Below are 25,430 nucleotides of genomic sequence, written 5' to 3' on the forward strand. Positions count from 1 at the left end.
CGATCAGACCTCGCCGTGATTGGACCGATAGGCAGCCTCAGTTTCGATGACTTTCAGATCGCTCCGGACCATCTCGCTTACCAAGGTGTGGAAAGGCGTCGTATGCTCCCAGTTCAACTTTTCCTTCGCCTTGGTGGGATCACCAATCAGCAGGTCGACTTCGGTTGGGCGGTAGTAGCGCGGATCGACGGCGACCAGTTCACGACCGGTTTTCGCGCAGCGGCCGGTCTCGTTTTCAGCGGCGCCATTCCATTCCAGGGTAATGCCGACTTCCTTGAAGGCCAGTTCCACGAACTCACGGACGGTGTGGGTTTCACCTGTGGCGAGCACGAAATCATCCGCGACGTCGTGTTGCACGATACGCCACATGCCTTCGACATAGTCGCGGGCATGTCCCCAGTCCCGTTTGGCGTCAAGATTGCCGAGATAGAGCTTGGTCTGCCGTTCCTGGTGGATGGCGGCAACTGCACGCGTGATCTTGCGCGTGACGAATGTCTCGCCGCGGGTCGGGCTTTCATGGTTGAACAGAATGCCGTTCGACGCGTGCATGCCGTAGGCTTCGCGGTAATTCACCGTGATCCAGTAGGCATAAAGCTTGGCCGCAGCATAGGGGCTGCGGGGGTAGAAAGGTGTCTTCTCGCTTTGTGGAACTTCCTGGACGAGGCCGTAAAGCTCCGAGGTGGAGGCCTGGTAAAAGCGGGTCTTTTCCTTGAGGTCGAGAATCCGGATCGCCTCGAGCAGGCGTACCGCACCGATTGCGTCCGCATTGGCGGTGTATTCCGGTGCTTCGAAGCTGACTTTCACATGGCTCTGGGCGGCCAGGTTGTAGATTTCATCAGGTTGAATCTGCTGGACCAGCCGGATCAGGTTGGTCGAGTCCGTCATGTCCCCATAGTGCATGAAGAAGCGCGTCTCGGCTTCATGCGGATCGACGTAAAGGTGATCGACGCGTTGGGAATTGAACGACGAGGCCCGACGCTTGAGGCCGTGAACCTCATAGCCTTTGGCGAGTAGAAGTTCGGCCAGATACGCACCGTCTTGTCCGGTCACGCCAGTAATAAGTGCACGCTTTGTCATGGAATTCTCGGAACTTGAGCATGTGGGGCTGATCTTTGAGCATCCTGTTAAACTGTCGCACTAGCGAAGACAAGCACCGAGCATGCTCGCAAGACGCGCATGCTCGCTGACGGAGACTTGAAAGCACCGGGGCGGCCTTGTTGCTCGTACGCATGTGGGGTATCGGGTTGTGTCCAAAATGTTGAGAAGGGGCATGAACTTGTATCACTCGGTTGTGCATTCGGAACTGCTCCCAGGGGGCGTTGCCAATATGGCACATCTCGGAGAGGCTGTGCCGTTCGACCGCGAATTGCTGCACAAGCGTCTCCACGGCAAGATCGATGCACGGCTTGTGATGTTGGCGGCGCCTGCACCGCAACTTTACGCTGCTTGTCTGTCAGAAGGCATGGATTCCGATGGCGCCCATGAGTGGGTACAGACGCGTATCAAGGAAGTTTTGGATTTGTTCAGGCGTGCCCGGCGCCAAGCGTTGATCTTGCCGGCTGAGGTCTGTTGGCTCCGGCCCAATATTGTTGCAACTGCGGTGAGCGCCTATTTCGAGGGGCGCATGCAACCCGCTTTCCGCATCAGAGCGAACGAACAGCCAGTTTCGGATCCGACCCATTTGTTGTTTCGGCTTATCGGAGCCGCTGCGGTCGAAGTCAGCCCCGTGCTCAAGAGGTTGGATGAGGAGTTGCGGGGCTGCATGGGGCGGTTGGACTTCGATTCTGACATTCTGGCGCGGGATGTCGACGTGGCGCTGGCCGGGCTTTCGGACATGGCCAAACGGGCAGCATCGCCATCGCACCATCTTGCCGGTGTTGATGAAGGCCCTCTGACCGCCCTGGACGCCCAGCGCGAGCTGGTGTCGGAGTTACAGGACGCACTTCTGGCTTGTCAGTCCGAGATGGAGTGGAGCCACCGTCAGGCATCTCGCAAGGGCGGCGAGCTAAAGCGGAGGCAGGCGGGTTCTGAGGGTGAAATGGGGCTGGGAGCATTTGTCGCACTCAAGGCCCAGGTATCTGATCTCGAGTCGAAGCTGGAGTGGGCGCAACGAGACGCTGAGATGTTGCGTGATGCGCTCGATCAGATGCGGAATTCAACATCTTGGAAGGTTACTGCGCCGCTGAGGAGGCTGCGCGGAGGCTCGGCGACTGACGTGGGCGGCGAATGATGGAAGGGTTGTTAGAGTCCGTGGGCGAGCGCTTCGGCTTGGTTGTCCATATCGGTTGCGGTGAGGCCGCGGGGCGTTCTTGGCAAGGGCGTGTCGATGACCTCGTGCTGGTGGAACCCGATCCGGAACGGGCTCAGGCTGTTCGGGGTTGGCTTGAGGAAAGCGGCGCGGGCTCCCTGGTAGAGGCCGCAGTAATGGACAGGCTGGGCGAGGCGCATTTCCGACGCACCAGCTTTGGCGACATGAACAGTGTGCGCGAGCATACTGGCGCGACGACCCTCTTTCCAGGCCTGCAGTATCTCGAAAGTGTGCCGGTTCAAACAGTTCGGGCCCGCGATTTGCTTGATGGGCGTAATGTCGCGGCGATTGAGGGTTTGAAGGCTCTTGTTGTCGAGCCCCCTTCGGAAGTGCTTGTTGTGTTGTCCGACCTGGATGAAGCTGGTTTGCTTGACCAGTTCGATGCCGTTGTCGTCTGTGTCGCCGAGACAGCGCTCCATGACGGCGGCGCGGATCGGAAAATGGTGACCGACTGGCTTGAAGCGACGAACCGACACCTTGTTTGGGAGGCTGATTCAGTCGATCCGGACATGCGGTTTGCGCGGGTCGAAAAGAACTGGAAGGCGCTTAGCTTGACGTTCGAACAAGGTGTTCGGGAGTTCGAATTGGTTATTTCGGATTTGCGAGAAACTTATGCGCTTCAATTCGACCAGGACCGCGCGATCCTCGACAGCCTGCAAGTTGAGATGGACGCGCTTGCGACCGAACGGGAACAGGCAGTGCGTGAGGCGCGGGCCGCACAGGATGCTCTGTCGGAAGCGTGCAGCGAGCGTGACCGGTTGAGGCGCGAGATGGACGCGCTTGCCACCGAGCGCGAGCAGGCCGCGGGTAAAGTACAGGCTACGTTGGAGGCGCTTTCCGAAGCCCGCCTTGAGTGTGACCAGTTGAGGGACGCGATGGACACGCTTACGACCGAGCGTGAGCAGGCGATGAGTGAAGCGCAGACCTCATTGGAGGCGCTTTCGGAAGCCCGCCTTGAGTGTGACCAGTTGAGGGGCGCGATGGACACGCTTACGACCGAGCGTGAGCAGGCAATGAGTGAAGCGCAGACCTCATTGGAGGCGCTTTCGGAAGCCCGCCTTGAGTGTGACCAGTTGAGGGACGCGATGGACACGCTTGCGGCCGAGCGCGAGGAGGCGGCGAGTGAAGCGGCCTCATTGGATGTCGATGCTCTTTCGGAAGCCCGCCTCGAGTGTGATCGGTTGAGGAGCGAGATGGACGCGCTGGCGGCCGAGCGCGAGAAGATCGCGGCAGACGCGCAGGCTGCACAGAATGCTCTTTCGGAAGCGTGCCGCGAGCGTGACCGGTTGAGGGGCGAGATGGATGTGTTTACGACCGAGCGCGAGCAGGCAGCGAGTGAAGCGCAGGCGACATTGGATGCTCTTTCGGAAGTCCGCCTTGAACTTGACCAGTTGAAGGGCGAGAAAGACGTTCTCGAAGATCGGTTGGTCGAGCGAAATCAGGCTGCCCAACGAGCAAGTGCCGAACTCGAGGCGCTGCGAGACGATAATCGCTTGTCACTGCGAATTCAGCGGATTGCTCAGGCGGATCTCGCCGATCTTCAGGATCGTTTTGCCGCATTGGCTGATGAGAAGCTTCAGCTCGAACGCTTCTTTGATGATCTCGCGCAAAAAGTGTCGCGATCGATGGGGGCAGACCAAGCGCCCGGGGCCAAGGCGAGTCCCAAGCGTGTTGGTGCGCGGACACGCCCAACGGCCAAGTCTTCCTCAAAGAGCACAAAAGTGACCAGTCGGGCGAAGTCTTCATGACGGCGTTGACGACAAGAAATGCGGCAATACCTGCCAGCGGAGGTGACGGGTTTACGCGATCGCCAACTGAGACAATTGCCGGTTTGAGCCAAGGGGATCTCAGCCGCTTGGCCACATTGCTCAGTCAGCGTCCGGTGGGCGAACCGGCGCCTATCCGGACAATTCATCATTTTGCCTGCACGGGCGGGACGCTGATCGCCAGGGGGCTGCAGTCGCAACCGAACTCTCTATTGTTGAGCGAGGTCGACCCGCTCAGCACGGCCCAGCTGAACACGCAACGGTCCCGGTTTGCGCCGACCGATCCGATCCTTTTGGCGCGCGGTGCGCTGAATCCGGTTGATGAGGGAACCGCGGTCGAAATGTTTGGTGCGGCAGTGAAGGTTCTGTACACGCGCCTGAATCGGACTGGCCGTCGCTTGATCCTGCGCGACCATACCCATTCCCAATTCTGTACGGATGTCGACTATGGTGCCCGGCCAACCCTTGCGGCGATGCTTGCAGATGTTGCGCCGCTTCGCTCGATCGTGACGGTTCGCCATCCCATCGACTCCTACCTCGCCCTCGACCAGAACGGATGGCGGCATTTTTCCCCGTTCTCACTGGAGGAATACGCGCGTCGGTATCTCGCTTTCCTTGCCGCTTACGAAGATGTCGCAATCATTCGGTACGAGAGCTTTGTTTCTGATCCTGATGAGACAATGCGGGGTATCTGCCGGCGACTTGAGCTTGTGTACAATCCAGACTGGAAGGCTCTGCTCTCGGCGGTCCAGCTTTCCGGGGACAGCGGTCGGCGAGGTGACAAGATTGCGCCGAGATCGCGGCGGGCGTATTCCGATGATCTGGTCCAGGAAGCGCAAGCCAGCACGTCTTATCAGGCGTTGTGCCTTCAATTGGGCTATGATTCGGTGCTCGAATGACGGATGGCAATTTTCATATTGGTGAAGAGGTGCCTGTTGCTCGCGACCTTTGGGTCTTGGCCAGATTGCAATTTCGAGGGGGGTGGTAGTGTCGATTTCGTTGTTCATGCCATATTTTAGGCCGGCCGAAGCTGCGAGGCAGGAAGAGCTGGCGCTTTGTCTTCAGAAGAACAGGGAGAATGAGCTGATCTCCCATATCTATCTGATGGTTGATGATGATGCGGAGGTCAGTCAGCAGGACGGCCGTGTCACCGTGATCCGGATGGACCGGCGTCCAACCTACCAAGACTGGACCCGCCTCACCGAAGCTTACTGTCCGCAGGACATTTCGATATTGGCGAATGCGGATATCTGTTTTGATGAAACGGTGAGTCGACTTGAGGACTTGTTTGCCGTTGATCCGACCGGTTTCGTCGCGTTGAGTCGATATGAGCTGATTGGCGAAGAAACCAGTCTTCATCCCAATCCGCACTGGTCCCAGGACAGCTGGGCCTATTGTGCGGCCCACGCCTCAAATCCTGATCGTGACCGCTGCCTGAATTTCCCGCTCGGCGTGCCCCGCTGCGACAACAAGGTCGCCTATATCTTTGCGGTCTATGGTCACACGATCTATAATCCCTGTTACGATATCCGTAGCATTCATGTGCATGAGACCGGCTTGCGAACATACGACAAGAAGGGTGACATGCGTATTGTTGGCGGCATGGCCATGGTGCACGCAAGCGATGGATTGGCCGACCCGGCCAAGTTGGACATAGAGTTCTGGCCCATCCGGTCGGCTCAGTTTGGAAGTGCGAAGATCAACGCATCGCTGGAACGTTGGGCGAAAGAGCGAGGGACAAAGCTTCCTCCGGCGCAGCCTGTCCAGCCGATAGGAAAAGACAATCCGCTCGCCGCATTGACCCGTCCGGCGATTGTCGCCGTCGACGCGCCGCTGGTGGCGCCGACGCGCGGGGGGGATGTTTATGTCGATCGCAACGTTGCGGCCTATGATGCTCATTGGCAGCATCCCGCAATCACCGAGCAGCATGCCTTCAATCAGGTCAGATTGCTTGCCCAGCGCAACAGTGATGCCGCTTATCTGGGCTTTCCGTGGGCGACGCTGATCGATGTCAGCAAGCACAACCAGACCGACACAGAGCGGTTGAGTATTTTACGTGACGGTTTGGAGCGTGCAGTCGACGCCCTGGCGGGGCGTGAGCGGATATTCACGGTTTGCCAGCACATACACATGCTGAAATTTCCAGAGCTATTTGAAATGGCCGGTGTCACCGATGTTTTTTGGTCGCATGCGACCCATGGCGAGACCGGATTTGGTGATGATCGCAATATCGCGATCCACCCGTTTCCCCTCTATCCGGTCCAGATTCCCGAGGGGCCGCAGATCCCGCTTGAGGACCGGCGATATCTGTTCTCATTCGTGGGCGCCAAGGCGACACCGATCTACCTCACGGAGTCGAGGACCTTCCTGATCGAGGAGTTGGCCGAGCACCCGCGCGGCCTTGTGCGCGATCGCGAGACTTGGCACTACAATAAGGTTGTTTATGACCATCAGGTGCTGGCGCGGGCGCACAGTAGCGTCGGCTTGGTGGACAATAACGCCTCGGAGGAGTTCAAGCAGGTGATGGCTCAGACCCAGTTTGCCTTGTGTCCATCGGGAACCGGGCCGAACTCAATCCGTTTGTGGGAGACAATTGCCAGTGGCGCGATACCTGTCGTGTTGGCTGATACTTACAAGTCGCCTGGCTCGCCGGCGATCTGGGAGCAGGCCGTTATCAGGTGTGCCGAAGATCGTGCCAGTATCCGCGAGTTGCCAGAGCGTTTGGAAGCCGCTGTCGCAGATAAGGAGGCTTTGCGTCGCCGCAAGGCCGCGTTGAGGCTCCTCGCCGTTCGCTATGGCCGGTCGAATTTCGTCCCAGATGTCCTAGGGGCATTGCGGACAAGCTAACCCTGCCTCGGTCCGGAGTGCCCTGCTGGGGAAACAGAGACGACTGACTAGCGGATTTGAGAGTGACGAATCACGTCAGGATGCTTTCGGAATCTGACGACGCTTTTGTCTATGGCTATGTCTACGTGGCGCCGTAGGTTCGCTTCATGCACGTCGATACCCAAGGCGCAGGGTGCGCACGATCCAGGCAGCGGTAAATCTGCTGAATGATCAGGTCAAGGCGGTGCCGGTCGGCACGCACATTTCTCCCGAGCATCATCGCTCGATCCTGAGGCTGTAGGGGGGCGGGGCTGGGGAAGCTGTATGGAGTACGAGAGCGACCAGTCGTCCGAAACGCTTTATGGTCGGACGCAGCTGCGCGATGGAGTTGTCGTTGCCGAAAGCCCGAAATTTATCTAAATTTCAAGGCTGGGGAGGGGAGTGTTCGCCCCTTTTTCGAGCTTTGACCCAAGAAATCGCGGGGCCCATCGGGAAGGGTGGGCGATGCTTCGCGGCTGATATTCAGAGAAGCAGATCATCGTGATGATCGGGAGCTGCGAAGGTGTGGGGTGGGCGGGTTGTTTCGCAAGTACAACTCTCAAGGTTATCGTTGATTGGCAAGGCCCAAGCCCGACGAGGTGCGTGCTGGCTTCGGGAAATTTCAAGAGAGGCGGTGCTGCCTGGGCAAGTACTGGGCATGTGTTTCCAAAGTGTATCGTCGAAAACCGTAATTGTTGCCAAGCGTCGAAGAGCTGGTGGTGGCCCAATTCGAATCTAGCGTGGCGGGAACAGATTGATCGGCGATGGAGTTCGAGGGTCGGGTTTCGCTTGTGTCGGAAATATCTATGGGCTGGAGTCCTCTCATTTGAAGGCGCTCTGCTGAGTGGAGGAAGAGCATGATTCAGTGGTTTAGGAGAGGCCTCGAACTGCGAGGCTTGTTTCTGCGGAGTTTGTCTTTCAACGGCTCCATGAACCCTGTCGCCGGACGCGAAGACTGGGCGCTCATGTTTGTGGGCGCGACTATCATATTTGTTGCGAATGCAAATTACATCTCGGATCTTTATTTGCTCTGGCATGATGATGCCACGTCATATTTTCAATCTTCGCTCAACCACATGATGCGCAGGGGCGGGGGTACGGTGACTAGGCACCTGATAGTTGATAATTTTCTCGCGCAGATAATGACGAATGTTTCTCCGTTCGCCGCGCGGCTGGTTCTTATCGCTGTGGGCGGGGTTCCTCTGTTCTTGACTGCGTATTGGGCCCTTCGATTGGGTTTCTCACTCGCGCCGGCTGGCGCAGCGCTTGCGGCTAGTCTGCCGCTTGTGATTGTTGGGCAGTGGGAAATATTTATTGGAATAAATCTTAGCTATGTCGTTTTCGATGTTGCTTTTTTCTTTGTTTGCATTTTGTTTCTCGTTTACGGGCGGCATGCGAATAACTGGCCTGCAACAGTAATTGTTTCAGCGTTGATCGCTTTCACTATTTCGGACGGGATATCGTCCAGCGTGCTGCTGGTGCCTGCAATTTTTTGGGCGGCGCTCTTCATTCGACCAAAGTCGCTCCTCCAAAGCGCCCTGATCTGTTTTTCGATAATTTTAGTGACGACCAAGGTCGTTCGTGAGCAATCTTCGCTTGGCCGCGCCGAGTGGGCGGGCGACCCGTTGCGCGCCGTGCTGTCGAATTTCGCCACACCCATCGACACCGTGCTTCCGGGTGGGGAGCTCATCGCATGGGTGGTGCTGTTGGCGCTTTTTGCAATGGCTGTCGGCGCCATTTATTTTGCAATTCTCAAGAAAGAGTATGGGTTGCTCGCGATCATTGGATTCGCTGCGGCTGTTTATGTTGTTCCGATAATAATTTACAGTATTGGGCGAGGTGGTTTTCCTAACAGATACAGCTTTATTTCCGTTGTCGGTCTCAGCTGCTCCGTAGGCGTGATGTTCCAGATCGTTGCGTCGTTCGTCCGGGGTGCATTGAGTGCAGAAAGCGCTGGCGGGCAAGTGTCAACAGGTCCTTCCTTTGCTTCAGGGGTCGTGGTGCTTTGCGTGCTTGCGCTGGGATTTCAAAAAAGTATCCACGTTGAGCAGCACATAGGTGTCATTTCTCGGCGTATTGAATTGGTCTCAAACTATCTACACTATGCCTCGCGCGGCCCGATTCAGGCTGGTGTTGATATTCGACCGCAAGACCAACTCATTCTGGTTGCGGAAAACAACTTTCCTTATCTCTACCCCCATAGGGGGCCTGGTCTTGGATTTCTTCGCTTTGTTACGTCCAACCTGAATGTCGTCGGCTATGCTGGAAGGAGGCGGCTTTGTGCAGATCCGTTCTCTCCATGGGAAAGTTTCTGGAGTCATGGGCCCGGTGGACTCACGGTGGAGCGACCGATCCGTATCGTGGGCTTTTTTGGACCGAACGGTGAAGGTGCCGAGCTAAGTCATCTACTCTCGACGCAAGGCGGAAGTCTCGATGGGCCATGGACGCTATACCAGACAGGTGATTTCGGCGCGCGACCGGTCGGCGAGGGCGAGGGGCGGGAGGCGCTCGAGGCGCTATTGGCCGGGCGCGACCTGGAGCCGCACGAAATTGCATTCAGTTGTGGCCTTTAGCGCCCGTGAGGGTAGTTATTGGTGAGATAATGGTCTACTGGCTGCCGTGAAAGCTGGGGTTCACACGCGTACACTGGCAGGTTTGACCTGCAACGCGCAGGGACATTCTGGGGGGCTTATGAAAATTCTTGTCACCGGCGGTTTGGGCTTCATCGGTTCTTCGGTCGTTCGTCAGCTTGTCCAGAACGGCGATCACGAGGTCGTCGTGCTTGACGCGATGACATATGCTGCCTTGCCCGAAGCGGTGGAGTCCTGTGTCGGGACCGGGCGCTACAGGCTTGAGGTGGGCGATATCCGCGATGTGGAGCGCGTGCGCGCTGTATTCGAGTCAGTCAAACCTGATTTGGTGATGCACCTCGCCGCCGAAAGCCATGTGGACCGGTCAATCGACGGGCCCGGAGATTTCATCCAGACCAATATCGTCGGCACATTCAACATGCTCCAGGCGGCTCGTGCCCACCTGGAAACCCTGGATGCAGAGGCGCGCTCCCGGTTTCGCTTCCATCATATTTCAACCGACGAAGTATTCGGGTCCCTGTCGCTGGACGCACCCGGCTTTACCGAAACAACGCGTTACGACCCCCGGTCGCCCTATTCGGCCTCGAAAGCGGCCTCCGACCATCTCGTTCGGGCATGGGGAGAAACCTATGGACTGCCGGTGGTGCTGTCGAACTGCTCGAATAATTACGGGCCGTGGCAATATCCCGAAAAGCTGATCCCGTTGATGATCGCCAAGGGGCGCGACCGATTGAAACTCCCCGTGTATGGCAAGGGCGCGAATGTACGTGACTGGCTTCATGTGGAGGACCATGCCGAGGCGTTGATCCTTATCGCCCAGCGCGGCCAGCTCGGCGAAAGTTACAATGTCGGCGGTGGCGCCGAGCGCACCAACCTGGATGTGGTGCACGCGATTTGCGCTTCGCTTGACGAGCGCTTTCCTGAAGCCCCGCCCCATCGCGAGTTGATCAGCTTTGTCACCGACCGCCCCGGCCATGATTTCCGATATGCGATCGACTATAGCCGGATCGAGCGCGAGCTTGGTTGGCGGCCGAAGCGAACCTTCACTCAAGGGCTTGCCGATACAGTGAACTGGTATCTCGACAACGAAGCCTGGTGGCGCGGCGTCCTTGACAGATCCGGCGGCGGCCAACGGGTCGGCCTGGGAACGGCAGGCAACGGCAAGAGCGCCGAAGGAGCCACAGCATGAAGGGCATCATTCTCGCCGGTGGATCGGGCACACGGTTGCATCCCTTGACCATCGCCCTGTCAAAGCAACTCCTGCCGGTCTACGACAAGCCGATGATCTACTATCCGCTGTCGCTGCTCATGTTGAGCGGGATACGGGAGATACTCGTTATCACCACCCCGCACGACGCAGAGGGGTTCAAGCGCTTGCTTGGTGATGGTTCGGCGTTCGGTGTTGAACTGACCTATGCCGAGCAGCCGTCTCCGGATGGTCTGGCTCAGGCTTTTATCATAGGGCGAGATTTTGTCGGTTCCGACAGTGTCGCCTTGGTGTTGGGTGACAATATCCTCTACGGCACCGGGCTCGGAGGCATACTCACGTCAGCGGCGGGCAAGCAAAGCGGCGCTACGGTGTTCGGTTACCGCGTTCATGATCCGGAGCGTTACGGTGTTGTGGCGTTCGATCAGGATAACAAAGTTACCTCGATCGAGGAGAAGCCGACCCATCCGAAGTCCAACTACGCCGTGATAGGTCTGTATTTCTACGACAATGACGTACTGGATATTGCGGCCGAAGTTGAGCCGTCCGCCCGCGGTGAGCTGGAAATCACTGATATCAACAAGGCCTATCAGGCGCGCGGTGATCTCGGAGTGAACCTCCTTGGTCGAGGCTTTGCCTGGTTCGACACCGGAACGCATAACTCGCTACTCGATGCCGGCAACTTCGTGCGTACGCTTTCCGAGCGGCAGGGGGTGCAGATATCGTCCCCCGAAGAAATCGGCTGGCGCCAAGGCTGGCTCTCTGACGATGCACTTCAGCAGGCTTCGGCGCGGTTCGGCAAAAGTGGATACGGTGCGTACTTAGCAGGTTTGCTGAAATAGAATCGAAGACATTCTGCCGCCCTGGAGAAGATCTGTGACCAAAGTAAGCTTCAACGTTCCGAACACAGTGGGCCGCGAGACAGACTATCTTTTGGAGGCTGTTGCCCAAGGCCATTTGTCAGGCGACGGCCCATTCACCAAAAAATGCCATGCTTGGCTCGACAGCCAGATTGGCGGGCACGGCTTGCTTACGCACTCCTGCACAGGCGCGCTGGAAATGGCGTGTCTTTTGGCTGACCTGCAGCCGGGCGACGAGGTCATTCTTCCGTCCTACACTTTTGTGTCCACGGCCAACGCAGTCGCGCTACGCGGCGCGATTCCCGTTTTTGTTGATATTCGTGACGACACGCTCAATATCGACGAGCGCTTGATCGAAGCTGCAATTACCGAGCGGACCAAGGCGGTCATCGTAGTGCACTACGCAGGCGTCGTGGCCGAAATGGATGCGATCAATGCGATTGCTTCGAAGCACGGTCTTTTTGTCATCGAGGATGCCGCACAGGCGCTGTTTTCGACCTATCGCGGTCGGCAGGCAGGCACGTTGTCCGATGCGGCAGCGTTCAGCTTCCATGAAACGAAAAACATTCTGTCGGGTGAAGGTGGGGCGCTGATTGTCCGTGACGAGGCGTTGTTCCATCGGGCCGAAATTATAAGGGAGAAGGGCACAAATCGTAGCCAGTTCTTCCGCGGCGCCATCGACAAGTACACCTGGGTCGACCTTGGGTCGTCCTATTTGCCAAGCGAGCTGGTTGCCGCGTTCCTGTATGCCCAACTGGAGCGGGCCGCCGAAATTATCCAATACCGCCGAGACGTGTGTTCGGCCTACCAGGAGGCGTTCACAGCGCTCGAGGCAAAAGGGCGATTACGGTTGCCAGTGACGCCGGATCACTGCGAGTCGAACGGGCACATGTTTTATCTGATCCTCAACAATATTGAGGATCGGTCAGCTTTCATCGAAGCCATGAAGGCCGCCGGCATCATGACGCCCTTCCACTATGTGCCGTTACATTCAGCTCCGGCCGGCCGCAGGCTTGGAAGGGTTGAGGGCTCGATGGCAAACACCGATTCACTCAGTGAGAGATTGGTGCGCCTGCCGGTGTACTACGGCGTGAAGGATGAGGTGTCGAGGGTCGTCGAGGTAGCGTTGACGGCCTTGGGGTGAGGTGCCGGGCGGCTCATCCGTTGGGGCGTTGTTGTCGGTTCGCGGCGAAAACCCAGATGTTCAACAGTAGAAAAATTGAGCCGGCAGCGCATGCCATGGCCATTAATTGTGCAATCTGGTGTGGCACTGAAAACGTGTGAAGAAAAACTTGGAGTCCGCCCGCCTGCACGATGTATCCGATGAAGTAGGCTGCGACGTAGCGCGGTGCGGTGTGGGCATGTGTCCTGGCGCGCTCGAATGACCAAAGGGCATTGCCAAGATAGGTCAACACGATGCCGATGGCGTATACGAGCGACGTTGCCACGAGAGGCGGAGTGGCTCCCCAACTCGCCAGAACGAGGTAGAGTCCGAACAGAGCAGTATTGGCAACAATGCCAACCACGCCGTACCGGACCGCGCGTCTGATGAAGGCGATTTCCGAAAGCTATTTCAGAACCAAAGTTGCTCAAACTGAGCGTGACGTCCCGACGAGGCTTTTGCGTAAACCAGTGAAGCGCCACGGCCATCAGAATGTTGTCGTGATTGATCGTCTCGAGTCCTATCGTGCCGCTATGACGCTGATCGGCAATGCTGGTCGTCAGGAGACTGGACGTTGGCTCGACAACCGAGCGGCCGCCCCACCTCCCCTTCTGGTGAAAGGAGCGCGTCATCGGCAAACTTCGGAGCACTGAAACCCCGCAGAAGTTCGTGTCCTCCCGGTCATCCGTTCACATTCACTTTAGTCACGAACGTCACCTAAATCCGAGAGCAACCTTCAAGCAAACCCGATATTTTGCCCTGGCTGCTACGGCAACCCGGTTCTGCGTGATGCCCCGCTTGCCAAGGTTAGGGCGTCAGTATAGCGTAATTGGCGTATTTCCAATATGAACGCCTTTACGGCGCCGCACATCGCGAGATTGCGTTTTGTCCCTTCATCGAGCGACTATCTCGGCTCCTAGCGTCGCCGTACAAGAGGCCTATGATGGCGATGTTGAGATCAGCGTCATCATTCCCGTCTACAAGGGTGAGCCATTCGTCGATGAGCTTTGCTCGCGTCTGCATACGACGCTGAGCGCTATTAACTCTTCCTACGAGATCATTCTTGTTGATGATCGGGCTCCCGACCAGGCTTGGGCGCTCATTGAAAACAATGCGCGTTCCGATGGTCGCGTGAAGGGCATCCGGCTGAGCCGGAACTTCGGTCAACACGCCGCAATTTCTGCTGGAATCGCTCATGCGCGTGCCAACTGGTATGTCGTCATGGATTGTGATCTGCAGGACCCTCCGGAGGCGATTGCCGGACTTTATGATCATGCGCGTGAAAATCCGGTGGATGTCGTTATTGCGGCGCGCAAGTCCTCGGGACTTGGCGCGGGGCGTAATCTTGGGTCGGCTATCTTCAACAGCACGCTTCGTTGGGCGTCTGGCCTCGAGGTTTCCAGCAAGGTCGGCAATTTCCGGATATTCTCCGATCAGGTGGCTCAGGCCTTCCGTCAATATCCGGAACAGCTGCGGCTGTTCCCGGCGATCATGAGTCAATTGGGTTTCGAAAAAGCCTTTCTGGAGTTGGATCGGAACGAGCGAACGATCGGAAAATCCAGCTACAATATTTTGAGCCTCGCCCGACTGGGCGTCGAAACGATCATCGCCTATTCGGAGAAGCCGCTGTGGATAGCAGCGTTTGTCGGGTTCGTGGTGAGCTTCCTGTCCGTCTTGTTCGGTTTGTACACGTTGATCACGTCTTTTTGGTTGGGTGTTGAGGTTCCGGGCTACGCGTCACTGGCAATCCTGCTGACCTTTTTGAGTGGTGCTCAGGTTTCGCTGGTGAGCTTTGTGGGTTTGTACGTCGGGCACACGCTTTCGGAAGTAAAGCGCCGTCCGATTTTCATAGTTGAGCAAGTGATTTAGGTAACTTCGAGTTTTAGGGCCAAGGAGTGGGTGACCCGAGTCCCATTTGGTCCCGCATCAGAATTAAGAGTCTGTCGGACCGGAGGGATTCGGGTCACCATAAGAATACCAAACAACTGGCGCCAGTGCGGGGCTTTGCCGGCAGCGGGCTTCAATGGAAATCGCGACTGTTCGGAATCACCCTGACATTTCTGGGATGGGAGCGGCCGCGCGGGTCGCGGGCAACCGGTCCCTTGGCTTCGTCGGCCCGTGCCACGGCGCCGTCCAGTGCCGCGCGCTGGGCGTCCTCTGACAGCAGGGAGAGATCATCGGTCTTGTCGATCAGGCTGTCGCAGACGATGTGAACCACGCCATCGGCCTTTTGTATCCGGCCGGTCACGGCCACCAGTCGCGCGCCCATCACCACGGGCCGGAAGCGATCGAAAACGCGCGGCCAGACCACCAGATTGGCGATGCCGGTTTCGTCCTCGATGGTTATGAAGACAACGCCGCTGGCAGTGCCGGGTCGTTGTCGCACCAACACCACGCCGGCGGTTTTCACCCAGCGGCCATGAGGGCGCTCATTGGCCTTGCTTGTCGTCACCAGGCCAAGCCGGCCATGCGCTTCGCGCAGAAAGGTCATGGGGTGGGCTTTCAGGGACAGGCCGGTGGTCTGATAGTCCTGAAGTACATGTTCCGACAGCGGCATTTGCGGCAGGCCGGCTTCGGTTTCATGGCCGAAAGCGCTGACATCGGCGCTGTCGAACAAGGGCAGGCCGCGATCCCGTGCCCCGCCGCGCACGGCCCACAAGGCCGCGCGCCGGTCCAATCCCATCGAGCGGAAAGCATCGGCGGCGGCGAGCTTTTCCATCATGCCGCGCCCCAACCCGGTGCGGCGGCGTAGGCCGGCTGGATCATCGAAGCCGGGTCCGCGGCGCTGCATCACGACCTCCGCTTCGTCCTGGCGCATCCCGTCGATCTGGCGAAAGCCCAGGCGCAGGGCGAATCCGCCAGCTTCGCAAGGCTCCAGCGTGCAGTCCCAATCGGAATAGTTCACGTCCACACCGCGCACCTCGACACCGTGTTCACGCGCATCGCGCACCAATTGCGCTGGTGCGTAAAAACCCATCGGCTGGGCGTTCAGGATTGCCGCCGCAAATATTTCGGGGTGATGGCATTTCAGCCAGGACGAGACATAGACCAAAAGGGCAAAACTCGCGGCGTGGCTTTCCGGAAAGCCGTATTCGCCGAAACCCTTGATCTGGTTGAAACAGGCGGCAGCAAATTCCGGCGCATAACCGCGTGCCACCATGCCATCGACCATTTTGGTCTCGTAATTGGCGATCGTGCCCATCTTGCGGAAGGTTGCCATTGCCCGGCGTAGACCATTGGCCTCGTCGGGTGTGAATTTGGCGGCATCAATGGCGATCTGCATCGCCTGTTCCTGGAACAGCGGTACGCCCAGCGTGCGACGGAGGATTTGCGCCAACTCGTCCGGCGGGCCGTGATCGGGAGACGGGCTGGGAAAACGCACCGGTTCCAGCCCTTTGCGGCGACGCAGATAGGGATGCACCATATCGCCCTGGATCGGTCCCGGGCGCACGATGGCGACCTCGATTACCAGGTCATAGAAATTGCGGGGCCTCAGCCGTGGCAGCATGGTCATCTGCGCCCGGCTCTCCACCTGGAACACGCCGACGCTGTCGGCCCGGCACAGCATGTCGTAGACCGCCGCGTCGCCGTCGGGGATCGAGGCGAGGTCCCACGTCTCACCCTTGTAAAGCGCCAGCATGTCAAAGGCCTTGCGGATGCAGCTCAGCATGCCCAGCGCCAGCACATCCACCTTCATGATGCCCAGCGCGTCGATATCGTCCTTGTCCCACTCGATGAAGGTGCGTTCCTCCATGGCGGCATTGCCGATGGGCACGGTCTCGATCAACGGCCCTTGGGTCAGCACGAAACCGCCGACATGCTGGGATAAATGGCGCGGAAAACCGATCAGTTCGCTGGCAAGCTGGATTGCCTGGCGGATCACCGGCTTGTCCGGGTCAAGCCCGGCCTGACGGATATGGTCAGCACTCACCTTGGTGCCCCAACTGCCCCAGACCGTGCCCGTCATCGCCGTCGAGATGTCCCGGGACAGTCCGAGTGCCTTGCACACATCCCCCACGGCCGAACGCGGGCGATAGGAGATCACCGTTGCCGTCAACGCAGCGCGGTGCCGGCCATAGCGGCGATAGACATACTGGATCACCTCCTCGCGCCGTTCATGTTCGAAATCGACGTCGATATCGGGTGGCTCCCGCCTTTCCTTTGACAGGAAGCGCGCGAACAGGAGTGAAGAATTGGCCGGGTCCACACTGGTGATGCCGAGGCAGTAGCAGACCGCCGAATTGGCCGCCGATCCCCGCCCCTGGCAGAGAATGCCCTGGCCACGTGCCCAGGCGACAATGTCGTGCACGGTCAGGAAATAGGCCGGATAGTCGAGATCTTCGATCAGGGCGAGTTCATGCTCGATCAGCGCGCTGACTTTGGGCGGAATGCCTTCGGGATAGCGTTTGCGGGCGCCTTCCCAGGCCAGGTCCGTCAGGTGGTGTTGCGGCGTCCGGCCTGGCGGAACCGGCTCGTCGGGATAGGTATAGGAGAGCTCATCCAGGCTGAATTGACACAGCGAGGTGATTTCGCAACTGCGGGCCAGTGCCGCCTCATATCCCTTGAACAGGCGGGCCATTTCCTGCGGTGGCTTGAGGTGGCGTTCGGCATTGGCTTCGAGCCGGAAGCCGGCGCTTTCAATGTCGCAGCCTTCGCGGATGCAGGTCAGTACGTCCTGCAGCGGCCGCCGGGCGGGCGTGTGGTAGAGCGCATCCTGCGTCGCCACCAACGGCACGCCGGTCCGCTCGGACAGGGCGGCCAGCGCGCCGAGACGGGCACCGTCCCCGCCGCCCATACGGTGGATGGCGGCCAGGTAGAGGCGGTCTTCCCAATGCGCCCTGAGGCGCAGGAGCAGGGGTTCAAAATCCGGATCGGGATCCGCGGGCGGGATGGCGATGAATATCTGGCCCTCGGCATGGGCGAGGATGTCGGCCAGGCTGATATGGCATTCGCCCTTGGGCACCTCGCCCATCTTGCCCTTGGACAACAGGGTGGAAAGACGGCCATAGGCGGCCCGGTCGGTGGGGTAGCAGACCAAGTCTGGCCCGTCACTGGGACGCAGGCGGGCACCGACCAGCAGTTTAAGTCCGTGTTCGCGCGCCGCCAGATGCGCCCGCACCACGCCGGCCAGCGTGTTGATGTCGCAAATTCCCAGCGCTTCGAGGCCGAGCTCCTTTGCAGCCAGCACCATTTCCTCGGCATGGGAGGTGCCGCGCAGGAAGGAAAAATTGCTCAGCGCAATCAGCTCGGCATAGGCGGGGGCTGCGGTCATGCGAACAGCCCGTGCACATACCAGGCAGGCGGCCCGCCGCGGCCATCGCCATAAAGGCCTTCACGGAAGATCCAGTAGCGGCGGCCCTGCATGTCCTCGACCCGGTAATAATCCCGCGCCCGGCTTGGCCGGGGCGGCGGTCGCCACCATTCCGGCGCGATGCGTTCCGGCCCGTCGGCCCGGCGTACCTGGTGGATGATGCGGCGCCAGACAAAACGCATGGGCGGGCCGTCGGGGACTTCTGCGATCACCTCCAGGGTTTCGGGACGTTCGAACAGGCGGATCGGACGTGGCGCCTGGCCGGCCGGGATCGCTCCGCGCCAATCGGGCAGATCACCGTCGTAAAGGCTCAAGGCTTCGGCCCGTTCCGGCAGATGGCTGGCGACGGGTTTGAGAATGCGCACCACCCGGTCGCCCAAGCGGGCCGTGATCCGGTCTGCCAGCATCGAGATGGCGGCCAGGTCCGGGGCTTCACCCTCGAAATCTGCACCGAAGCCGCGGGCCACGACCGTGACCGGCCCGGTCCGCGCCGCTTCCAGTTCCAGCAATTCAATGCCGAAACCCGGATCAACCTGCTCCAGCCGGTCCCGGAACAGGCGCAGGATGTGAGCCGGATCGAAGACCGGTCGCGCCGCGCCGACCGTCAGCTGGGCCACGCTTTGATCGACCCGGAAAGCGGCCAGCCGGAAGCTGCGGCCCCCCTCGCCATGCTGGTTCAAACGCTCGCTCAAAGCCGGGGCCAGTCGCTCCAGCCCGGCCCGTACCCCGTCCAGGTGCAAAAGCGGCTCCAGGCAGGGCAGGCGGACGGAATGATCCGGCGCCGGACGGATCGGATCCAGCGGTTCGGTCCGTCGGCCCAATGCCTGGTCGAGCCGGATCAGGACCGCTTCCGCCGCCTGCCGCGAGCTGAAGCGCCGGGCCAGCGCCTTGCGGTCAATGTCATAGAGCTGGCCGATCCGGGTCAGGCCAAAGCGGCGCAACAGGGTCAGGGTCTCGTCAGTCAGGCGCAGCCCGGCCATGGCCAGGCCCCGGAGGCCGTCGTGCAGGTCCGGCGTGTCCAGACAGGTTCGATCCGCGCCCTCATGCGCCAGCGCCCAGGCGGCCCCCGGGGTCGGTGCCAGGCCCAGTCGTGCTGTCAGTCCGCCACGGGCCAAACTGCCGGCAATGTCCGCCAGCATGGCCGTTTCGCCGCCGAACAGGTGTGCTCCACCGGTTATATCGACCAACAGGCTGTCATCGCCCCAGATGGCGAGACTGGGCGACCAGCGCTCCATCCACAGGGCGAGCGCTTTCAGCGCCCGGGCATCGGCATCCCGGTCGACCGGTTCGGCCATCAGATCCGGTGCGCGGGCGCGGGCATCGGCAAAGCGCTGGCCCGGCTCGACGCCCTGATCCTGTGCGGCAGCGTTGGCGGCGACTACGCGCAGCCCGGCCGGCCCGTTTTCGGTCAGGACGAAGGGCGGCGTGACGGAGGGTTCCGTCCTGTATGATCCCGCCTTATCCCGTGCGTCGCCAGCCGACACTGCTGCCGGCAAGGGCCGGGCCGAGCCGGCGCGGCTGCGGCCGAGGCGTTGCAGTGGCCAGTCCGGAAACCAGACGCAGACATGGCGTCTCATCATGAAGCTCCAGATAGAAATCCCGTCCCGCCTCGCCCGGCCGCAGGCGGGACTTCTCCAGCACTGCGCGCCAGGCCGGCCGCCCCGGGGCGCGCTGATCATGAGGGTCGGGCATGGAAGGTTGGGCCGAAACCCGCCAACGCCCGTGTGCGGCCGTCGCCCCCGACCGCTTGTGGGGAAACATCAAGACCAGGGGCACGCCGCTGTCCTGACTGGCCAGGACCAGGCGCCGCGCCGCGGTGAAATCCATGTCGTCCAGCTCGGCCACCACGGCGGCCAGGGCCTTGTCCCGCGCGCCTTCTTCAACGGCTCGCAAAGCCTCCATCCGGTCGCGCGCCTCGACCAGCAACAAGCGTCCCGGATCGAGCCCGGCCGCGACCAGGCCCTGGCCGCAAACCCGCCCGTGCTCCAGGCTGAGCGTCCGCTGGCGCACCCACAGGCTGACACCCGGTCGCCCCGCATCGCGCAGGGCCGCCAGGGCGAAACCTGTCAGGGCCGGGAAATCCCCGAACCCCGCTTCCACCAGCTCATGCATTCCGGCCCGCCCCAATCCGAAGGGAAAAGGGGGCGAAGCGGCCTCAGGGGCCTCGGAGGTAATCGGTTGGCGGAACATTGTTCTGTTTTTGTTCCAAAACCGAAAAGAGTCAAGCAGAGTCCGATCCGACCACCCCGGATTGCCGACAAGTCCATGAATCCAAACGAGCAAGATTGGCCCGGACCATACCGGTCCAGATATTTGCTGTGTGATTGTCAAAGGGCCATCTGACTTGGACACGCAGCGCGGCTGATCGGGTACCTTGCGTCGTCAGCCCGTGCGGGCGACGATGACAGTCTTGTGTCAGGCGTGGTCTGGCGTGCGGGCCCGGTGTGCGGGCCAACGGGGAAAGCGTTTGTGGCGGACAAGGTCGCAAACGTGGGGCTTGGTCGTGGCCGTGAGTGACGCGTTCAATGTCGAAAGTCTGTATCGCGAGCATGGCTCGCGCCTGCGCTGGATTGTGCGCCGCATCGTCAAGAATCCGCAGGATGCTGACGACATCACCCAGTCGGCCTTCGAGCGCTTGTTGAAGACTGATGTCGAGGCGCGACCTGTGCGCGATGAATCGGCCTTCCTCACCACCATCGCGACAAATCTGGCGCGCAATCATCTGCGCCACCGCAATACCGTGCAGCGCCATTCCGAAAGCGTCGCGCACCATTATACCGACGTGTTCGTGCAATCGCGCACGCCGGCTGAAAGTGCGATGCCGAGCGAGGCACGCGAACAGGCGTTGCAGGCGGCCATCCGCAGCCTGCCGCCGAAATGCCGGACCGCTTTCGTGCTGTGCAAGTTGAAAGGATTGACCTATCAGCAGGCCGCCGAGCGCATGGGCGTGTCATCGCACATGGTCAAGAAACACATTCAACGCGGCATGGCGCTGTGCGCTGCGCGTCTGCAATCCGGGGACAAACCCGGAAGCAATACCACAGGGGCTGGGAATGATGCCGGTTGATCCGACGTCCGATATTCACCACGACGCGGCTGGCTGGGCCATCTGGCTGCAGGCCGGAGCGCCGTTCGACCCTGAGCGCCAGGCGGCGCTGGAAGCCTGGCTGGAGGTCGATCCTCGCCATGGCGAGGCCCTGTCGGCTTGCCTCGATCTTGACGCGGCGCTTGAGCAGATGCGGTTCGGCGGTTGGGCCGAGGACCTGATCGCTGAAGTCGAGGCCGAGCTCGATCACGTCGCACCTGCGCCACGTCCTGCCGGTATCGTTGCCGGCCTGGGATGGAGGCCGCTCGCCCTGGCGGCCTCGATCCTCCTGCTGTTGGCCGTGACCCCTTTCCTGGTCGGCCCGCTTCTGGTCGGCACACCGACGGCGCCGGTCGAACAGGTTGTCGCCGAAGCCTTCTCGACCGAACGCGGGGAAATGCAGACCCGGGTCCTGGCCGACGGGTCCACCGTCACATTGAATACCGGTTCGCGCATCGAGGTCAGTTTCAGCGACCGCGAGCGCCGTATCGTTTTGCCGCGCGGTGAGGCCCTGTTCGAAGTTTCGCACGATCCGTCACGCCCCTTCATCGTCGCGGCGGGCGGGTATGAGGTGCGGGCCGTCGGCACCGCGTTCAACGTCTATACCCGTGCTGACGGGCGCACGATGGTCACCGTTGTCGAAGGGATCGTGCAGGCGCGCGATACGGTTGCCCAGGCGAATCCGGCCCTGTTGCATGCCGGCGACCAGGTTGAATTGGCCCCGGGGACGCCACTGCCGACACCGCAACGGGTCGATGCCGACCTGGCCGTGGCCTGGCGCTCCGGCCGGCTTGTGTTCGACGGGCGGCGCTTGGCAGATGTCGTCGACGAGTTCCGGCGCTATGGGGATATTGCCGTCGAATTTGCCGATCCGGATGTTGCTGAAATTGCCGTGTCCGGCGTGTTCGACCCGCGCGACAGCGACGCATTCTTTGCGGCACTCGACCGGATGGGCCCGGTCGGGATTGATCGCGATGTCGACCGGATCCGGCTTTACAGTTCCAATGAGTGACGGGCGGGGAGGTGCCACTGCACACCCCGGGGACGGGCCCGGACAGGTTTGAGGGGACGGCATGCGCGTCAGGCGGTCAGGTCTGAGCTTCGCTGCCCGGCTGTTGGCTGGCGCGGCCATGAGCCTTGTTCTGGCGCCGTGTGCCATGGCGCAGGCCGACACGCCGGCCAGCGCTGAAGCGGGCCGAGAAACCCGCATCCTGTTCGACATTCCGGCGGGGCCGCTCGCCAACGCATTGCGTCGCTACTCCATCCTCACCGGCCGCCAGCTCCTGTTCGAATCGCGTCTTGTCGAGGGGCGTCGCGTGGCGGCCCTGCGGGGTCTGGCAACGCCCGGCGAGGCACTTGATGAATTGTTGGCCGGCACCGGCCTGCAGGTTGACCGGGTCGATGCCCGCACCGGGGTCCTGTCAGTCTCGGTACCGGTATCGACATCACCTGATGTGGCGACGGGTCTGCCCGTCGAGGCGGCCCGGGTTGTTGAAAGCCGGCCTGTTGGTTGGTTGACCTTGTCCGGCACCGCAGTACCGGCTGATCCGGGCGAGGTTATCGTGGTGACCGGGTCCCGCTTTGCCCGCTCCAATCTGACGGCGGTGACGCCGGTCTTCGTCTTGGGTCGCGCCGAGATGGAAGCCTCCGGAGCCTATGAAATGGGGGCGCTGCTGGCGGCACAGTCTCCAGCGACACTCGAGTTCTCGGGACAATCGACGCATCTGAGCGCCCAGAATGCAGGCCTCACATCGGTCGGCTTGCGGGGGTTGGGAACGACCCGGACCCTGGTGCTGATCGACGGGCGTCGGACTGTGTCCAACAGCGGCAATGCCAGTCGTTTCGGATCAGGTTCCATCCCGGTCGAGTTTGTCGAACGGGTCGAGATCACAACCGGCGGTGCGTCGGCGCTGTACGGCTCGGATGCCATCGCCGGCGTGGTCAATTTCGTGCTTCGCGACGGTATCGACGGCGGTTCGGTGCTTTTCCAATCGGGTTTGACCGAAGATGGTGGCGGTGCCTTTTCGGTGGGGGCCATGACCATAGGGCGCGCGTTTGCGGCCGGCCGCGGCCATGTGCTTGCCAACCTCACGATCGATCAGGTCGGCCGCATCGGCGGCGACCAGCGGGACTGGGCGCAGGCCGATATCGCTCTCTCCAATGACGGCACGCAATTGGAGGCGGACCGCAGCACCTACACGTCCGGTGGGCGCTTCATTGGTTATGATTTCTGGTTTGATGAATCCGGTCTTCAGCAGGGGTTTGACCCGGACCTGGACAGTGTCTCGATCCGGCCCGAAGCCACGGTCAGCTTGCCGCGCGAGCGTCAGATGCTGTCGTTGAAGGCCCGCTATGATTTGGCAGATCATGTCGAACTCTTTGCGACGGCCCTCATTTCACGCAGTCAGAGCCGGGCGACACGCGAAGCACAGACGGCTTATTACGGGCAGGATTTTGGTCCCGACCGGGCCGATATCGGTCGTATCGCGCTGGATAATCCTTTTGTGCCCGAAGCGATCCGTGATGCGGCGCTGGCCGACGGGCTGAGCGGTATCACCTGGCGTCGACGCTTTACCGAATTGGGGCCGGAATATCGCGATATTGACCGCGCGACCGACCGTTTCTGGGCCGGGCTCACGGGGCAGGCGGCGGGCTGGGACTGGGAGGCCTATGTCGGCCATGGGCGCTACACCCAGATCCAGTTGCGCAGCGGCGAACTCAACTATCGCCATATCCAGAACGCACTCGATGTCGAGCCGGTCGCCGGCGGATCGGGCGGCTATCAATGCCGCGACAGCGCCGCCCGGCTCGCCGGTTGTGTGCCACTCGACATGTTCGGCGTCGGTTCGATCAGCGCTCAAGCCGCGGACTATATCCGAGCGACCGACCGGCTCGATATTGATGTGCGCCAGGATACATTCGGTGTCACGCTGACCGGCGAGGCCGTCTTTCCGGGCCTGGGTGCCATACCCTTGGCCCTGGGCGTCGAGCACCGGCGTGACCAGCAGCATACGGTCGGTGATCCGGTCACCCAGTCGCGCGATACCGGTTATGTCGATGTGCCGGACCTGGATGCGGCCGTGGATGCAACGGAAGCCTTTTTCGAAACCTCCCTGACGCTGTTGTCCGGGCGACCGATGATTGAGCATCTCGGTGTCGAATTCGCGGGGCGATTGGCCCGCTACGACATTGAAAGTGTTGGCGGGGTCGGCAGTTTCCGGCTTGGCGCCAGCTGGGTGGTGTCACCCGGTTTGCAAGTGCGCGCCCAGATCGCCAATGCCCAGCGGGCGCCGGGCATGAATGAGTTGTACTCGCCGCCGCGCGGCGATTACGACAGCGTGTCGGACCCATGCGACGGCGTCACACCGGCATCGTCCGGCACTGTGGCGGAGAATTGCCGCGCCGATGCCCGTATTGCCGCCGTGATCGCAAGCGACGGCGTTTTCACGCAGAGTGGCAGCAGCGTCTATGCGCCCAATTCCGGCAATCCCGATCTCACCGAGGAGGGCGCGCGGAGCTGGAATCTCGGTTTTGTCTTTACACCACCGCAGCGTCCCGGCTTCTCGCTGATGCTGGACGCCTATGATATCCGCGTTGACGGGGCGATCTCATCGCTGAGCAGCCAGTCGCTGCTGCGTGAATGTTACGGCGCGACAAGCCTGCCTGCCGCGAACGCCTATTGCGACACGATTGAACGATCCCAGTCCGGCCAATTGGTCGCGATGCTCAATCGCACCGATAATCTGCATGCGCTCACATCAAGCGGCGTCGATATGCGTATCCGCGAGGGCTGGCGTGTCACGGATGGCTGGTTGCGTGGCGACTGGAATGCGCAACTTCTCTACGCCTACACCCATCGCCTGCAGCAGGAGTTCGCGCGCACGGATGGTTCGGTCCAGATCAATCGCTGGGACGGCGAGGTCGGCACGCCGACGCATCGTTGGGCCGGCTCGCTGACCTGGGAGCGCGGTGACTGGCAATTGCAATGGCGCGCCCGCTATGAGGGGGCCGGTCTGGACAGTCATGATCGCGCTGCCGCGGGCGATACCGATGGCCAGCTCTTCCTGGCGGTGGACCCCTGGCTGCAACACGATGTGTCGGCCCGGATCGATCTTGCCGACGGCTGGCGCTTGTTCGGCGGGATCAACAATGTCTTTCATGACTATGGTCCCTTCCTTCCCAGTGGCACCGACAGTGGCGACCGGCGCAATTTCAACCCGGCCTATGATGTCGCGGGACGCACGGCTTATCTGGGTTTGAGGCGCAACTGGTAGT

At 60.7% G+C, this 25,430-nt stretch carries 18 protein-coding genes; 13 read left to right on the forward strand and 5 right to left on the reverse strand.

Annotated elements, in window-relative coordinates; genetic code table 11:
• Positions 1 to 3 precede the first annotated feature (3 nt).
• Positions 4 to 1,077 (reverse strand): GDP-mannose 4,6-dehydratase, encoded by a 1,074-nt coding sequence (gmd, locus tag C7435_RS00865; protein WP_075188646.1) that lies wholly within the window; start codon positions 1,075 to 1,077, stop codon positions 4 to 6.
• Between the two features lie 250 nt (positions 1,078 to 1,327).
• Here gmd and C7435_RS00870 point away from each other — a divergent pair, with 250 nt between their 5' ends.
• The 8 genes from C7435_RS00870 to rffA all read left to right on the forward strand — a co-directional run bounded on the left by C7435_RS00870 (position 1,328) and on the right by rffA (position 12,741).
• The gene (locus C7435_RS00870) at positions 1,328 to 2,230 is read left to right on the forward strand and encodes a hypothetical protein (RefSeq protein ID WP_147422589.1); all 903 of its coding nucleotides are present in this window, start codon (positions 1,328 to 1,330) and stop codon (positions 2,228 to 2,230) included.
• Entirely contained in the window at positions 2,227 to 4,056 is a 1,830-nt protein-coding gene (locus tag C7435_RS00875) for a hypothetical protein (RefSeq protein WP_147422590.1), read from the forward strand. Before C7435_RS00870 ends, C7435_RS00875 begins: the two co-directional genes overlap by 4 nt.
• A 107-nt stretch (positions 4,057 to 4,163) precedes the next feature.
• On the forward strand, positions 4,164 to 4,973 hold the full coding sequence (locus C7435_RS00880; protein WP_158025524.1) for a sulfotransferase: 810 nt from the start codon (positions 4,164 to 4,166) through the stop codon (positions 4,971 to 4,973).
• A gap of 88 nt (positions 4,974 to 5,061) precedes the next feature.
• Positions 5,062 to 6,921 (forward strand): exostosin domain-containing protein, encoded by a 1,860-nt coding sequence (locus C7435_RS00885; RefSeq protein ID WP_147422591.1) that lies wholly within the window; start codon positions 5,062 to 5,064, stop codon positions 6,919 to 6,921.
• A gap of 875 nt (positions 6,922 to 7,796) precedes the next feature.
• Positions 7,797 to 9,512 (forward strand): hypothetical protein, encoded by a 1,716-nt coding sequence (locus C7435_RS00890; RefSeq protein WP_121209673.1) that lies wholly within the window; start codon positions 7,797 to 7,799, stop codon positions 9,510 to 9,512.
• Positions 9,513 to 9,630: 118 nt separating this feature from the next.
• On the forward strand, positions 9,631 to 10,719 hold the full coding sequence (rfbB, locus tag C7435_RS00895) for a dTDP-glucose 4,6-dehydratase (RefSeq protein WP_121209674.1): 1,089 nt from the start codon (positions 9,631 to 9,633) through the stop codon (positions 10,717 to 10,719).
• The gene (rfbA, locus tag C7435_RS00900) at positions 10,716 to 11,579 is read left to right on the forward strand and encodes a glucose-1-phosphate thymidylyltransferase RfbA (RefSeq protein WP_121209675.1); all 864 of its coding nucleotides are present in this window, start codon (positions 10,716 to 10,718) and stop codon (positions 11,577 to 11,579) included. Before rfbB ends, rfbA begins: the two co-directional genes overlap by 4 nt.
• 34 nt (positions 11,580 to 11,613) lie before the next feature.
• The gene (rffA, locus tag C7435_RS00905) at positions 11,614 to 12,741 is read left to right on the forward strand and encodes a dTDP-4-amino-4,6-dideoxygalactose transaminase (RefSeq protein ID WP_075188655.1); all 1,128 of its coding nucleotides are present in this window, start codon (positions 11,614 to 11,616) and stop codon (positions 12,739 to 12,741) included.
• A gap of 13 nt (positions 12,742 to 12,754) precedes the next feature.
• Here the strand turns inward: rffA and C7435_RS00910 are convergent, their stop codons facing one another.
• Positions 12,755 to 13,123 carry a GtrA family protein gene (locus tag C7435_RS00910; protein ID WP_075188656.1) on the reverse strand — a complete coding sequence of 123 codons (369 nt, stop codon included), beginning with the start codon at positions 13,121 to 13,123 and terminating at the stop codon, positions 12,755 to 12,757.
• A 22-nt stretch (positions 13,124 to 13,145) separates the two neighbouring features.
• On the opposite strand from C7435_RS00910, the gene C7435_RS16905 reads away from it, so the two are divergent.
• Positions 13,146 to 13,412: a hypothetical protein gene (locus C7435_RS16905; RefSeq protein ID WP_143742857.1), complete on the forward strand. Its 267-nt coding sequence runs from the start codon at positions 13,146 to 13,148 to the stop codon at positions 13,410 to 13,412.
• Between the two features lie 232 nt (positions 13,413 to 13,644).
• Entirely contained in the window at positions 13,645 to 14,628 is a 984-nt protein-coding gene (locus tag C7435_RS00915) for a glycosyltransferase family 2 protein (protein WP_083634895.1), read from the forward strand.
• Between the two features lie 151 nt (positions 14,629 to 14,779).
• Here C7435_RS00915 and C7435_RS00920 read toward each other — a convergent pair whose 3' ends face one another.
• From C7435_RS00920 to C7435_RS00930, 3 genes are read right to left on the reverse strand one after another with little or no spacing between them, the layout of a single operon-like run.
• Complete coding sequence (locus tag C7435_RS00920) at positions 14,780 to 18,031, reverse strand: error-prone DNA polymerase (RefSeq protein ID WP_121209676.1); 3,252 nt, start codon at positions 18,029 to 18,031, stop codon at positions 14,780 to 14,782.
• A complete protein-coding gene (locus C7435_RS00925; RefSeq protein WP_121209677.1) occupies positions 18,028 to 19,647 on the reverse strand; it encodes a Y-family DNA polymerase in 1,620 nt (539 codons plus the stop codon). The genes C7435_RS00920 and C7435_RS00925 overlap by 4 nt, the downstream gene beginning before the upstream one ends.
• Positions 19,529 to 20,182 carry an ImuA family protein gene (locus C7435_RS00930; protein WP_121209678.1) on the reverse strand — a complete coding sequence of 218 codons (654 nt, stop codon included), beginning with the start codon at positions 20,180 to 20,182 and terminating at the stop codon, positions 19,529 to 19,531. The genes C7435_RS00925 and C7435_RS00930 overlap by 119 nt, the downstream gene beginning before the upstream one ends.
• Positions 20,183 to 20,579: 397 nt before the next feature.
• On the opposite strand from C7435_RS00930, the gene C7435_RS00935 reads away from it, so the two are divergent.
• The 3 genes from C7435_RS00935 (at position 20,580) to C7435_RS00945 (ending at position 25,429) form a co-directional block, all read left to right on the forward strand.
• A complete protein-coding gene (locus C7435_RS00935) occupies positions 20,580 to 21,137 on the forward strand; it encodes an RNA polymerase sigma factor (protein WP_170150294.1) in 558 nt (185 codons plus the stop codon).
• Positions 21,124 to 22,167 carry a FecR family protein gene (locus C7435_RS00940; RefSeq protein WP_121209680.1) on the forward strand — a complete coding sequence of 348 codons (1,044 nt, stop codon included), beginning with the start codon at positions 21,124 to 21,126 and terminating at the stop codon, positions 22,165 to 22,167. The genes C7435_RS00935 and C7435_RS00940 overlap by 14 nt, the downstream gene beginning before the upstream one ends.
• 118 nt (positions 22,168 to 22,285) lie before the next feature.
• The gene (locus C7435_RS00945) at positions 22,286 to 25,429 is read left to right on the forward strand and encodes a TonB-dependent receptor (protein WP_170150295.1); all 3,144 of its coding nucleotides are present in this window, start codon (positions 22,286 to 22,288) and stop codon (positions 25,427 to 25,429) included.
• Position 25,430 lies beyond the last annotated feature (1 nt).

Source organism: Maricaulis maris (genome assembly GCF_003634045.1).
Taxonomy (GTDB): Bacteria; Pseudomonadota; Alphaproteobacteria; order Caulobacterales; family Maricaulaceae; genus Maricaulis; species Maricaulis maris.

Bases quoted from the DNA above. Each gene is read 5' to 3' on its own strand.
- C7435_RS16905 (WP_143742857.1), top strand. From the start codon at position 13,146: ATGAAGGCGATTTCCGAAAGCTATTTCAGAACCAAAGTTGCTCAAACT.
- C7435_RS00925 (WP_121209677.1), bottom strand. From the start codon at position 19,647: ATGAGACGCCATGTCTGCGTCTGGTTTCCGGACTGGCCACTGCAACGC.
- C7435_RS00930 (WP_121209678.1), bottom strand. From the start codon at position 20,182: ATGCATGAGCTGGTGGAAGCGGGGTTCGGGGATTTCCCGGCCCTGACA.
- gmd (WP_075188646.1), bottom strand. From the start codon at position 1,077: ATGACAAAGCGTGCACTTATTACTGGCGTGACCGGACAAGACGGTGCG.
- C7435_RS00940 (WP_121209680.1), top strand. From the start codon at position 21,124: ATGATGCCGGTTGATCCGACGTCCGATATTCACCACGACGCGGCTGGC.
- C7435_RS00945 (WP_170150295.1), top strand. From the start codon at position 22,286: ATGAGCCTTGTTCTGGCGCCGTGTGCCATGGCGCAGGCCGACACGCCG.
- C7435_RS00920 (WP_121209676.1), bottom strand. From the start codon at position 18,031: ATGACCGCAGCCCCCGCCTATGCCGAGCTGATTGCGCTGAGCAATTTT.
- rfbB (WP_121209674.1), top strand. From the start codon at position 9,631: ATGAAAATTCTTGTCACCGGCGGTTTGGGCTTCATCGGTTCTTCGGTC.
- C7435_RS00890 (WP_121209673.1), top strand. From the start codon at position 7,797: ATGATTCAGTGGTTTAGGAGAGGCCTCGAACTGCGAGGCTTGTTTCTG.
- rfbA (WP_121209675.1), top strand. From the start codon at position 10,716: ATGAAGGGCATCATTCTCGCCGGTGGATCGGGCACACGGTTGCATCCC.
- C7435_RS00875 (WP_147422590.1), top strand. From the start codon at position 2,227: ATGATGGAAGGGTTGTTAGAGTCCGTGGGCGAGCGCTTCGGCTTGGTT.
- C7435_RS00870 (WP_147422589.1), top strand. From the start codon at position 1,328: ATGGCACATCTCGGAGAGGCTGTGCCGTTCGACCGCGAATTGCTGCAC.